Genomic DNA, 12,377 nt, shown 5'->3' on the forward strand with positions numbered 1-12,377 from the left:
GAGTGGGAGGGCCGGTGAGCGTGGCGACACTGTTGACCCCCGCCACGTCGGCGGAGCCGGACGATCGACGCGCCGGGCTGGTGGCGCGCGCCGACGAACGGTCCTACGTCCGGGTTCTGGTGGTGCTGGACACCACCATCCTCATCATCGCGTTGCTGATCGGGTACGTCGCCCGTTTCGGTGACGACGAGCCGACCGGCTCGGAAATCCCGTACGTGCTTGTCGCCCCCGGGTTGGTGCTGGCCTGGCTGATCTCGCTCAAGGCGCTCGGCTGCTACGACGACCGGGTGATCGGCTACGGGGCGGACGAGTACCGGCGGGTCAGCTCAGCCAGCCTGCGCCTGGCCGGGGCGATCGCCATCATCGGCTACATCGCCGATGTCGGCGTCTCCCGGGGTTTCCTGGGCATCTCCTTCGCGGTGGGCACCGTCGGGCTGGAGGTGGCGCGGTTCGCCGCCCGTAAGCGGCTGCACCGGGCCCGCTCGCTGGGTGCCGGCTGGTCCCGCAAGGTGCTGGTGGTCGGCGACACCGCTCACGTGTTGGAGTTGGTCCACACGCTGCGCCGCGAGCCGTACGCCGGCTACCAGGTGGTGGGCGCCTGCATCCCGGACGCGCTGCTCGCGCCGGTGGCGCAGCGGCTGGGTGACGTGCCGGTGGTGGGGTCCTTCCGGGGCATCCCGGAGGCCGCCACCGCGATCGGCGCGGACACGGTCGCGGTGACCGCCTCCGGTGAGCTGACCGCGGCCCGGCTGCGCCGCCTCGGCTGGCAGTTGGAGGGGACCGGCATCGACCTGGTCGTGGCACCCGCGCTGACCGACGTCGCCGGCCCGCGCATCCACACCCGCCCGGTCGCCGGCCTGCCGCTGATCCACGTCGAGGCGCCCGAGTTCCGCGGGGTGCGCAAGCTGGTGAAGGGTTTCGTCGACCGGTCCGTCTCGTCGTTGGCGCTGGCGGTGCTGCTGCCGCTGATCGCGTTCATCGCGCTGGCCATCAAACTGGACAGCCGGGGCCCGGTGCTGTTCCGGCAGGTCCGGGTCGGTCGGGGCGGGCAGGAGTTCGGCGTGTTCAAGTTCCGCACCATGGTGGTGAACGCGGACGCGCTGCTCGCCGAGCTGACCGCGCGCAACGAGACCGACGGCCTGATGTTCAAGATGCGCCAGGACCCCCGGGTGACCCGCGTCGGCCGGCTGCTGCGCAAATGGTCACTGGACGAGCTGCCGCAGTTGGTCAACGTGTTGCTGGGGCAGATGAGCCTGGTCGGCCCCCGCCCGCCGCTGCCCTCGGAGGTGGCCCGTTACGACGGTGACGTGGCCCGACGGCTGCTGGTCAAGCCCGGCATGACCGGCCTGTGGCAGGTCAGTGGCCGCTCCGACCTGAGCTGGGAGGACGGCATCCGGCTGGACCTCTACTACGTGGAGAACTGGTCCCTCGCCGCCGACCTCACCATCCTCTGGAAGACCTTCGGCGCGGTGCTGAACGGCCGCGGCGCGTACTGACCACCGGTCACGGCTGCGGGCCGGTCCAGTCCAGGCAGACGACCACCGCGTCGTCGACCAGGTCACCCGACACGAACGCGCGCAGGTCACCGATCAGCGACCGGACGGCGTCCAGGGGGGCCATCGGCCCGGTCCGGCGCAGGAACCGGTCCAGCGCCGTCTCGCCGTAGCGCATGTGCTGACCGGTGGCCTCCACCACCCCGTCGCTGACCACGAAGACCCGGTCGCCGCGCTGCAGCGGGAACTTCTGCTCGTGGTAGTCGGTCGCCTCGAACATGCCCAGCGGGAACTGCGCCTCCAGCGGCTGTTCGGTGACGTCCCCGTCGCGGAGCAGGACCAGCCGGGGTGAGCCGGCGTCCACCACTGTCATCATCCCGGAGCGCAGGTCCAACTCCATCAGCAACGCGGAGATGTGCTGCTCGCCCCGGTACAGGTCGTAGATGGCCTGGTCGGCGAGGGCGGCCTGGTCGGCCAGGCTCAGCCCGGCCCGACGCGCGTTGCGCAGCGCGTGGGTGGCCAGCGAGGTGAGCAGGGACGCGGCCACGCCCTCACCGGTGCCGTTGATTGTCGACAACCAGAGCCGTTCCCCGTCGTCGGACCAGTCGAAGCTGTCGCCGCGCACCGCGTACGCCGGCTCCAACTGCCCGGCGAGGCTGAACGAGGGGCGGATGCGGCTGCGGCCGGGGAGCAGGTCCCACTGCATCTCGGCGGCCAGGGTGAGGCGTTGGGTGCGCCGGGCCGCCCGATAGACGTCGGTGCCGGCGGAGACCGCCGCCACCTCGTGGGCGAGCGCGGTGGCGACCTCGGCCAGCGCGGCGACGACGTCCCGGTCGTCCGGAACAGGTGACAGGCGCAGCACCCCCCGCCGCTCACCACGCATGGTGACCGGGAACCAGGCGGCGCCGTCGGCAACTATCGGCGACTGGTGGTCGAAGGCGCGCCAGGCCGGATGCCCGGGGCTCGTGATCGAGTCACCCTCGGTCAGTGGCAGCAGCTCCGCGAGTCGGTAGTCGACCTGATAGAGCTCGACGTCGGTGATCCCGTACGACTGGGCGAACACGTCCCCGATGCCACCGACGAGCCGGTCAGCTGGTGTCTGGTTCAGGGCACGTCGTGCCCGATCGACCGGTTCGCTCATCGTCAGTCCTTCACTGAAAGCTCAACCACCAGGAGGTTCGGAGTACTCTCGGCCCACCATGGCAGAACTGAACCGTCCGACGGACCCTGAGACGAGTATGGCTGCCGCGCTGGATGCGACAGCCGCTGCCCTGCTGGGCATCTGGGAGTCTGCCCGGGAGGGGACCGCCAACCGCGTGTCCGGCGCCCAGTTGCGGGCGGTGATGGTGGTGGAGCAGTACGACGGTATCAACCTGCGTCGGCTCGCCACCCGACTCGACATGCTGCTCAGCTCCGCCAGCCGTCTCTGCGACCGGTTGGTCGCCGCCGGCATGCTGGAGCGTGAGCCGGGCCGCTTCGACCGGCGGGAGATTTCGCTTCACCTCACCCCGGAGGCTCGCCGGCTCCTCGCCGAGCTGCGGGCCGACCGCCAGGGCCAACTCGCCGCCGTGCTGGCCGGGATGAGCCGGGAGGGCCGCGACGCGCTGCTGCGCGGAATGCGGGAGTTCGACGAGACCGCCCGCCGCCAGCAGGCGGAGGACACGTCGACACCGGACGAGCCGCCGGGCCAGGGGGACTGGCCGGACGGCCCGGACCGGCCGGGTGGGCGGTCGGGGGACTGGGCGGGCGATTCGGCTCGGCAGACCCGAACGGGGTGGACGGGTTCGTCGGGCGGTCCGGAACGATCGGTCGGCAGCACCAGGGAGTGGCCGGGCGGCAGCCCGCCGGTGGCGCGTACCGCCTGATCGAGCCGGCGGGCGGTCGCCCGTCGGTCAGGCCGAGGCGCCGACGGCCAGCATCGCGATGTCGTCGTGGGCCTGCCCGCCCGCCCAGTCGTCGACAGCGCGGAGCACCCGGTCGATCAGCGCCGCCGGCGGTTGCCCGGCCGCCGCCACGAGCGCGGCCCGCAGCCGGGCCTCGCCGAACATCGCCGCGTCGCGGGGGTCGCGCGCCCCGGTCACCCCATCGGTGTACGCGAGCAGCAGATCGCCCGGATCGAGGTGCACCCGGCTCTCGGCGAAGCGTGCGGCCGTCAGCGCCCCCACCGGCATGCCACCGACCGGGACCGGGGTGACGGTGCCGTCGGCGGTGACCAGCAGTGGCGCCGGATGGCCCCCGCCGGCGACGCGAAGGTCCAGCCCGGTCGGCCCCCGGTCCAGGGAACCGAGCAACAGGGTGGTGAACTGGCTGCGCCGTGCCGCATCCGGCGCGTCGAACAGCGCCTGGTTGAGCAGGTGAATCAGCTCCAGCGGGCGGTGCTCCACCAGCCGCAGCGTCTGCAACGACTGGCGGACCCGGCCGGTCAGCACCGCCGCGCCCACACCCTTGCCGCACACGTCGCCGAGCGCGAACAGGGCGCCGCGCGGGTGCGGAAACACCTCGTAGAAGTCGCCGCCGATGCGGAGGGTGTCGCCCGCTGCCCGGTAACCGCCGGCCAGGCTCACGCCGGGCACGACGGGCAACTCGGGCGGAAGCAGACTGGTTTGCAGCACCCGGGCCAGGTGAGCCTGCTCGCCGTGCAGGTCGGCGGTGGCCAGCGCGGCACCCGCGCGGGTGGCGAACTCCCGGGCCAGCTCCACGTCGCGCCGGTCGAAGCCGGCCCGCCCGGACCGACGGATGAGCAGTAGCGCACCGGCCGACCCGCTGGCGCTGAGAAGCGGGCTGACCAGCACCATCCCCGGGGGGCCGAACCCGGGCGGCAGCAGGTCGGCCAGGTCGGTGATCGGGGCGTCCGGCCAGGGGCCCGGTTCGGCACGGTCGCCGGCCAGCGCTTCGGCCAGCCCGGGGACGGAGCCGGTCAGCGCGGGGCTGGCCAGCCCGGTGATCGGGGCCGGCTCGCCGTCGGCGTACCGGATCCATCGGGGGTGCGGCTCGGCCGGCGCTGTCGGTCGGGGCAGTGCGACGGCGACGTCGGCGAGGTAGGGAACGGCGAGCGTGGTGGTGGCCAGGAGGACCTGGTCGCGGTGCAGGGCCAGCGCCAGCCGACTGCCGGCCTGGGCGAGGAACGCGGTGCGGGAGCGTTCGACCAGCAGGGCGTCGGTGCGGGCGTGCTCCTCGGTGACGTCGCGGACGTACCACGCCCACCGGGAGCCGGCGAGTTGCCGTCGGACGCCGCGCAGTCGCCGGCCGTGGTGGTCGGCGTCGAAGTGGTCAGCGCCGCCGGCGACAGCCCGGGCCAGTGCCGCCACCGAGCACCCGGCCAGCTCGGTGCCGGCGTCGATCTCCGGGATCAACTCGGCAGCCATGGCGTTGACCAGGGTGACCCGACCGGCCTCGTCCGTCGTCAGCACGGCCTCGGCGAGCCCGTCGAGCAACTCCCGGGCCAACCGCTCGTCGGCCGGCAACGGGGTGCCGCCGGGTCGCTGAGTCGTGGTCACCGCCGGACGCCGGCTCGCGTCTGACGACGTGTGCGCATGCTGCTTCTCGACTCCTCACCGGGGATCGTTGCCTGATAGCAAGGGTACCGATTCCCCCCGACAGCGATGCACGGCGCGGGTGGCGATCAGCCGGCGCGGGCCAGCCAGCCGGCGGGCTGAGCGACGATCCGGCGGGCCACCGAGCCGGCGGCGCCTACCGCGGCGGCCTCCGCGCCGAGCGTCGACGGACGGACCGTGACCGGCGACCAGGCCGCAGTGAGCACCCGGGCACCGATCTCGGCGAGGACCGGGGGGCACAGCCAGGGCGCGAGCGCCGCGTAACCGCCACCGAGCACCACGGTGTCCAGGTCGAGCAGATTGACGACGCCGGCCACCGCGACGCCGAGTGCCGTTCCGGCGTCGCGCAGCGCCCGCAGCGCGTCGGCGTCGCCGGCCTCGGCCAACTCGGCCAACCGGGCCGTCGCCGTGTCTGCGGGAAGCTCCGCCCGGGCCAGCCCGGCGGCGGCCACGATCGCCTCCTGACCGGCGTACTGCTCCAGGCAGCCCTGCCCGCCGCAGCGGCACGGACGGCCCTCGGGGTGCACGGGAAGGTGCCCGATCTCGCCACTCCACCCGCGTACGCCGCGAAACAGCGCGCCGTCCAGCACGATGCCGGCACCGATGCCCACCTCGCCCGAGATGTGCAGGAAGCTGGACGTGCCGGTGGGCTGCGAGTGCAGCTCGCCGAGCGCCGCGAGGTTGGCCTCGTTGTCCACCACCAGTGCGGGGATGCCGGGCACCTGCTCGATCAGCGGAGGGTGCTCGGCGAGCAGCGCCGGCACCGGCACGTCATGCCAGCCGAGGTTCGGCGCGAGCCGGACCAGCCCGGCGTCGTCCACCAGGCCGGGCACCGCCAGGGCGGCCCCGACCAGGGTGAGGCCGCGCTGGGCGGCGTCCTCGCGGGCTGCCCCGGCCATCTCGACAAGGCGGGCCAGGGCGTCGGCGGGGGCCACCGGGCGCAGGTCGGCCCGGTGTACGGTGCGGTGCCGGACCTGGCCGGCGAGGTCCACCACGCAGACCGCCAGGTAGTCCACGTTGACCTCCAGTCCGAGCCCGGCCGGCCCCTGATCGGCCAGGACCAGTCCGCGCGCCGGGCGGCCGGCACCGGAGCGGGGCGCGGGGTCGGACTCACTGACCAGCCGGCCCGCGAGCAGGTCTTCGACCACCGCGGACACGGTGGCTCTGGTCAGGCCGGTGGCGGTCGCCAGGTCGGCTCGGGAGGGAGGTCGGTCGGCCGTGGCGATCCGGCCGAGGACCAGGGCGAGGTTGAGCTCGCGCAGGCTGCCCTGACGGACAGCGCCGGCAGGGGCGTGGGTGAGGCTCACCCCTTGACAGTGCCATAGGGTGGGCAAATAATTCAATCGCTGAACAAATAGCGGACAACACCACCCCGGAGGTTGCTCATGGCACCCCGTCCCACCCCCGCCGACAAGTTCTCCTTCGGGCTCTGGACCGTGGGCTGGCAGGCCCGCGACCCGTTCGGTGACGCCACCCGTCCCGAGCTCGACGCGGTCGAGGCAGTGCACCGGCTCGCCGAGCTGGGCGCGTACGGCATCACCTTCCACGACGACGACCTGATCCCGTTCGGCGTCGACGCGGCCACCCGGGACCAGCACATCGCCCGGTTCCGCAAGGCCCTCGACGAGACCGGCCTGGTGGTGCCGATGGTCACCACCAACCTCTTCACCCACCCGATCTTCAAGGACGGCGGCTTCACCAGCAACGACCGCGACGTCCGCCGGTACGCGCTGCGCAAGGTGCTGCGTCAGGTCGACCTGGCCGCCGAGCTGGGTGCCAGCACCTTCGTCATGTGGGGTGGCCGCGAGGGCTCCGAGTACGACCTCGCCAAGGACGTCCAGGCCGCGCTGGACCGCTACCGCGAGGCCGTCAACCTGCTCACCCAGTACTCCATCGACAAGGGTTACAACCTGCGGTTCGCGCTGGAGCCCAAGCCCAACGAGCCGCGCGGCGACATCCTGCTGCCCACCATCGGGCACGCGCTCGGCTTCATCTCGCAGCTGGAGCACCCCGAGCTGGTCGGCCTCAACCCGGAGGTCGGCCACGAGCAGATGGCCGGGCTCAACTACGCCCACGGCATCGCCCAGGCGCTCTGGCAGGGCAAGCTGTTCCACCTGGACCTCAACGGCCAGCGCGGCATCAAGTACGACCAGGACCTGGTCTTCGGCCACGGTGACCTGATGAACGCGTTCGCCCTGGTGGACCTCCTGGAAAACGGCGGCCCCAACGGCGGTCCGGCCTACGACGGCCCCCGGCACTTCGACTACAAGCCGTCCCGCACCGAGGACATGGACGGGGTGTGGGCCTCCGCGGCGGCCAACATGAGCACCTACCTGCTGCTCAAGGAGCGGGCAGCGGCGTTCCGCGCCGACCCCGAGGTGGTCGAGGCGCTCGCCGCCAGCAAGGTCGGCGAGCTGAGCACGCCGACGCTCAACGACGGCGAGGGCTACGAGGAGCTCCTTGCTGACCGGTCCGCGTTCGAGGACGTCGACGTCGACGCGGTGGCCGCCCGGGGCTTCGCCTTCGTCCGGCTCAACCAGCTCGCCGTCGAGCACCTGCTCGGCGCCCGCTGAGGCCCCGCCATGCCGTTGGTCGCGGGCGTCGACTCGTCCACCCAGTCCTGCAAGGTGGTGATCCGGGACGCGGAAACCGGCGCCCTGCTCCGGCAGGGCCGGGCACCGCACCCGGACGGCACGGAGGTCGACCCGGAAGCCTGGTGGCAGGCGCTGCGTAGCGCCGCCGACCAGGCCGGCGGGTTGGCCGACGTGGCGGCGATCTCCGTCGCCGGCCAGCAGCACGGCATGGTGTGTCTCGACGAGGACGGCCGGGTGGTCCGCCCGGCGCTGCTGTGGAACGACACCCGGTCCGCCGACGCCGCCGCCGACCTCATCGAGGAGGTCGGCGGCGGCTCGGCCGGGAAGAGGTTCTGGGCGGAGGCCACTGGCAGCGTTCCGGTGGCCAGCTTCACCCTCACCAAGCTGCGCTGGCTGGCCACGCACGAGCCGGAGCGGGCAGCCCAGGTGGCGGCCGTCTGCCTGCCGCACGACTGGCTGACCTGGCGGCTCGCCGGAGCACCGGGGCTGGACGCGCTGCGGACCGACCGGGGCGATGCCAGCGGCACCAGCTACTGGTCGCCGGCCACCGGGCAGTACCGGCTGGACCTGCTGGAGCGGGGCTTCGGCCGGCGGTTGATGCTGCCCGAGGTGCTCGGTCCGGCGGATTCGGCGGGAAAGCTGTCCGACGTACTGGGTGGGCCGGGCGGGGCCCTGCTCGGTGCGGGCACCGGGGACAACGCCGCCGCCGCGCTCGGTGTCGGTGCCGGGCCCGGTGACGTGATCGTCTCGATCGGCACCTCCGGCACCGTGTTCAGCGTCGCCGACGTGCCCGCCGCTGACGAAAGTGGTGCGGTGGCGGGCTTCGCCGACGCGTCCGGTCGCTTCCTGCCGCTGGTCGCCACGCTCAACGCGGCCCGGGTGCTGGACGCCGCCGCGGCGATGCTCGGCGTCACCCTGGACGAGCTGGCCGAGCTGGCGCTCTCCGCGCCAGCCGGGGCGGACGGGCTGGTCATGGTGCCCTACCTGGAGGGTGAGCGGACGCCGAACCGACCGCTCGCCACCGGTGCGGTGCACGGCCTGACCCTGCGTACATCGACCCCCGCGCACCTGGCGCGGGCCGCCGTGGAGGGCATGCTCTGCGCGCTCGCCGACGGGTTGGACGCGCTGACCGCGCAGGGCGCGACCGCTCGCCGGGTCATCCTGATCGGCGGTGGGGCCCGGTCAGCTGCGGTGCGGCAGATCGCCCCGCAGGTCTTCGGCTGCCCGGTCGTCGTCCCGCCGGCCGGGGAGTACGTCGCCGACGGTGCCGCCCGCCAGGCCGCCTGGGTCGCCCTGGGCGGCGACGCGCCGCCGGTCTGGGCGGTCGAGGGCACCGAGGAGTACGCCGCGGCGGCTGTCCCCGCGGTGCGCGACCAGTACGCCGCGGCCCGCGGGTTGGTGCTCGACCGGCGCTGACCGTCGGGATCGACGCGCGGGTGGGTGCCGGTCGACGGTGACCGGCACCCACCCGCGTGACGGCCTCCTGCACGCGGTCTGGTTGGCTGCCGGTCATGACGGTGACCAGTGGCGGGCCCGGCCTGCGCCCGCATGGTCGGGGCGGTGGGCGGGCGCACCGGTTGTACAGCGTGGTGGTGTTCGTGCTGCTCGCCTCGCTGGACAACGTGGCGATCGGGCTGGTCCCCCCGCTGTACGGCCCGATCTCCGACGCGTTCGACGTGTCCGGTCGGCTGCTCGGCGTGGTCACCGCGGTCAGTTTCCTGGTCAGCGCGGTCGCGGCGGTCGGCTGGGCGTACGTCGGTGACCACACCAACCGTAAACCGCTGCTCATGGTGGGCACCCTGCTCTGGGCGGCGGGCACCGGCGGCAGCGCGCTCGCCGGCGGCTACCTGACGTTCCTGGCCGCGCAACTGGTCGCGGCGGTCGGTCTCGGCGCGGTCGGCTCGGTGGGCTTCTCCGTGGTGACCGACCTGATCTCGCCGACCCGACGCGGGCTGGTGATGAGCTTCTGGGGGCTCTCCCAGGGGGTCGGCACCCTCGCGGGCACTCTCCTCGGCGGGTTGCTCGGGGCTGCCGACTGGCGTCGGCCGTTCCTGCTGTTGACCGGCGTCGGCCTCGTCGCCACGGTGGCCTACCTGTTCACGTACGACGTTCGGCGTGGCCAGAGTGAGCCGGAACTGGCCGGCAGGTTGGACGCCGGCGCCGAGTACGACTACCGGATCAGCCGCGCCGACCTGCCGCGCATCCTGGCCCGGCGGACCAACCGGTGGCTGATCCTGCAGGGCCTGACCGCGCAGGCCGCGTTCGGCTCGTTGGTCTGGCTGCCGGTGCTGTTCGCCGAACGGGCCGAGGCCCAGGGCTACTCCACGTCGACAGCTGTGGTGGTGGGCAGCGTCTTCGCCACCCTGTTCCAGCTCGGTGGGGTGCTGTCCATCGTGGGCGGGTTGATCGGTGACGCCGTGCAACGGCGTACCCCGCGAGGGCGGGCACTCGTCGCCTCGATCGGCATCCTCGCCGCGCTGCCGTTCTACCTGGTGTTGTTCTTCGTGCCGGTGACCATCGACGTGCCGGACGGCGCGAGCGGCGGCGCGGTGGTGGGTGCGGTACTGGCCAGTGTGTTCACCGAGCCGTCGGTAGGGCTGAGCCTGCTCACCGCCGTCGTGGCGCTCGCGTTGACGTCGGCCAACTCGCCGAACTGGTTCGCGTTGATCGCCGACGTCAACCCACCGGAGCACCGGGGCACTGTCTACAGCCTGGGCAACCTGGTGAACGGGGTCGGTCGCGCCGCCGGGAACGGGCTGGTCGGGGTGGCCTTCCAGGCGCTGCGAGTGGCGTTCCCGCCACCGCTGAACTTCGCCGTCGGGCTGGCCGCGTTCCAGCTCTTCTTCATCCCGACGGGGGTCATGTACTGGCTCGCCTCGCGAACCTCACCGGCGGACATCGACAACGTGCGCGACCTGCTGCACACCCGGGCCGACCGCCTCTGACCGCCGACCTACTCTCCCTGATCCGCGCAACATCAGGGAAAGTGCTGCCTTGGGCGAGCGTGAGGGGCCAACATCCCTGATCTTGCGCGGATCTTGGCCCCTCACGGCACGCGGATCAGCCTCGCAGCCAGACGGTGACGTCGGCCGGGAGCGCACCGTCGTCGTCCAGGGGCGCGCTGGCGGCGAGCACCTCGGCGTTGGCCGGCACCGGCACCGGGGCGGCACCGAAGTTGGTCAGCACGGTCAGCTCACCGTTGCGGAAGCTCAGCACCTCGTCGCCCGAGGACAACCACTCCAGGGTGCCGCGACCCAGCCCGTGGGCACGGCGCAACCGCAATGCCGTGCGGTACAGCTCGTACGTCGAACCGGGCACGTCGCGCTGGCGGTCCAGCGCGTACTCCGCCCAGAGCGCGGGCTGCGGCAACCAGCTCGCGTCGGTCGGCCCGAAGCCGTACGACGGGGCGTCGGCCTCCCACGGGATCGGCACCCGGCAGCCGTCCCGGCCGCGTTGGGTGTGCCCGCTGCGTGCCCAGGTCGGGTCCTGCCGGGCCTCGTCGGGCAGTGTGGTGTGCTCGGGCAGCCCCAGCTCCTCACCCTGGTAGAGGTACGCCGAGCCGGGCAGCGCCAGCATCAGCAGGGTGGCCGCCCGGGCCCGGCGCAGACCGAGTGCGGCGTCCGGCTGCGGGTCGCCGATGCCGATGCCGTTGGGGCGTACGGTGCCGATCGGCAGACCGAGCCGGGAGGCGTGCCGCACCACGTCGTGGTTGGACAGCACCCAGGTCGTCGGTGCGCCGACCGAGTCGGTCGCCTCCAACGAACGGGTGATCACCGCGTACTGGGCCGGTGCGCTCCACGCGGCGAGCAGGTACTCGAAGTTGAACGCCTGGTGCATCTCGTCCGGGCGGACGTAGCGGGCCAGCCGCTCGGCCGGTTCCACCCATGCCTCGGCGACCAGCACCCGCTCGCCGGGGTAGCTGTCCAACACCTGCCGCCACTGCCGGTAGATCTCGTGCACGCCGTCCTGGTCCCACATCGGCGGGCGGGGCTTGTCGATCTCGTTGCCGGAGAGGATCTCCTGCGGCTCCTGCCAGTCGGCCAGGTCGGCCTGCTTGATGAGGCCGTGCGCGACGTCGACCCGGAAGCCGTCCACGCCGCGGTCCAACCAGAAGCGCAGTACGTCCAGGAACTCCGCGTGCACCTCCGGGTTGTCCCAGTTGAGGTCCGGCTGCCCGGTGTCGAACAGGTGCAGGTACCACTGGCCGGGCTGTCCGTCGGCGTCGACCGTCCGGGTCCAGGCCGGACCACCGAAGACGCTCTGCCAGTCGTTCGGCGGCTGGTCGCCGGCCGGACCACGGCCGTCCCGGAAGACGTACCGCGACCGTTCCGCGCTGCCGGGCGCGGCCGGCAGCGCGGCCTGGAACCAGCGGTGCGCCGACGAGGTGTGGTTCGGAACCAGGTCGACGATCACCCGCAGGTTGCGGGCCCGGGCCTCGGCGATCAGCTTGTCCGCGTCGGCGAGGGTGCCGAAGAGCGGGTCGATGTCGCGGTAGTCGGCCACGTCGTAGCCGGCGTCGGCCTGCGGCGAGGGGTAGAAGGGGGAGAGCCACACCGCGTCCACGCCCAGCTCGACCAGGTGGTCGAGGCGGGCGGTGATGCCGGGCAGGTCACCGATTCCGTCCCCGTCCGAGTCGGCGAACGAGCGGGGGTAGATCTGGTAGATGGCGGCCTCGGTCCACCAGCCGGTGGCCGGGGGACCGGAGGGGGTCTGCTGCGTCGGGTCGGTGTTCAGGG

General features: G+C 73.0%; 9 protein-coding genes. 5 read left to right on the forward strand and 4 right to left on the reverse strand.

What is annotated here, in order from left to right:
- Positions 1 to 29: 29 nt before the first annotated feature.
- Positions 30 to 1,496 carry a sugar transferase gene (locus tag AB0B68_RS05125; protein ID WP_355009015.1) on the forward strand — a complete coding sequence of 489 codons (1,467 nt, stop codon included), beginning with the start codon at positions 30 to 32 and terminating at the stop codon, positions 1,494 to 1,496.
- Positions 1,497 to 1,503: 7 nt separating this feature from the next.
- Here AB0B68_RS05125 and AB0B68_RS05130 read toward each other — a convergent pair whose 3' ends face one another.
- Entirely contained in the window at positions 1,504 to 2,634 is a 1,131-nt protein-coding gene (locus tag AB0B68_RS05130) for a PP2C family protein-serine/threonine phosphatase (RefSeq protein WP_357204264.1), read from the reverse strand.
- 97 nt (positions 2,635 to 2,731) lie between these two features.
- Here AB0B68_RS05130 and AB0B68_RS05135 point away from each other — a divergent pair, with 97 nt between their 5' ends.
- On the forward strand, positions 2,732 to 3,358 hold the full coding sequence (locus AB0B68_RS05135) for a MarR family transcriptional regulator (RefSeq protein ID WP_357204266.1): 627 nt from the start codon (positions 2,732 to 2,734) through the stop codon (positions 3,356 to 3,358).
- A gap of 27 nt (positions 3,359 to 3,385) precedes the next feature.
- On the opposite strand, the gene AB0B68_RS05140 is transcribed toward AB0B68_RS05135, so the two are convergent.
- The gene (locus AB0B68_RS05140) at positions 3,386 to 4,990 is read right to left on the reverse strand and encodes a PP2C family protein-serine/threonine phosphatase (protein ID WP_357204268.1); all 1,605 of its coding nucleotides are present in this window, start codon (positions 4,988 to 4,990) and stop codon (positions 3,386 to 3,388) included.
- A gap of 125 nt (positions 4,991 to 5,115) precedes the next feature.
- Positions 5,116 to 6,354 carry an ROK family transcriptional regulator gene (locus AB0B68_RS05145; RefSeq protein ID WP_357204270.1) on the reverse strand — a complete coding sequence of 413 codons (1,239 nt, stop codon included), beginning with the start codon at positions 6,352 to 6,354 and terminating at the stop codon, positions 5,116 to 5,118.
- Between the two features lie 78 nt (positions 6,355 to 6,432).
- Between AB0B68_RS05145 and xylA the strand changes: the two genes are divergently transcribed.
- The 3 genes from xylA to AB0B68_RS05160 all read left to right on the forward strand — a co-directional run bounded on the left by xylA (position 6,433) and on the right by AB0B68_RS05160 (position 10,586).
- On the forward strand, positions 6,433 to 7,620 hold the full coding sequence (xylA, locus tag AB0B68_RS05150; protein ID WP_357204272.1) for a xylose isomerase: 1,188 nt from the start codon (positions 6,433 to 6,435) through the stop codon (positions 7,618 to 7,620).
- Between the two features lie 9 nt (positions 7,621 to 7,629).
- Positions 7,630 to 9,057: a xylulokinase gene (gene xylB / locus AB0B68_RS05155; RefSeq protein WP_357257927.1), complete on the forward strand. Its 1,428-nt coding sequence runs from the start codon at positions 7,630 to 7,632 to the stop codon at positions 9,055 to 9,057.
- A 95-nt stretch (positions 9,058 to 9,152) separates the two neighbouring features.
- Positions 9,153 to 10,586, forward strand: coding sequence for an MFS transporter (locus AB0B68_RS05160; RefSeq protein ID WP_357257929.1), 1,434 nt, complete (start codon positions 9,153 to 9,155; stop codon positions 10,584 to 10,586).
- 115 nt (positions 10,587 to 10,701) lie between these two features.
- Here the strand turns inward: AB0B68_RS05160 and AB0B68_RS05165 are convergent, their stop codons facing one another.
- Positions 10,702 to 12,375: a glycoside hydrolase family 13 protein gene (locus tag AB0B68_RS05165; RefSeq protein ID WP_357258044.1), complete on the reverse strand. Its 1,674-nt coding sequence runs from the start codon at positions 12,373 to 12,375 to the stop codon at positions 10,702 to 10,704.
- Between the last annotated feature and the right edge of the window lie 2 nt (positions 12,376 to 12,377).

It is taken from the genome of Micromonospora sp. NPDC049049, assembly GCF_040649115.1.
Lineage (GTDB): Bacteria > Actinomycetota > Actinomycetes > Mycobacteriales > Micromonosporaceae > Micromonospora.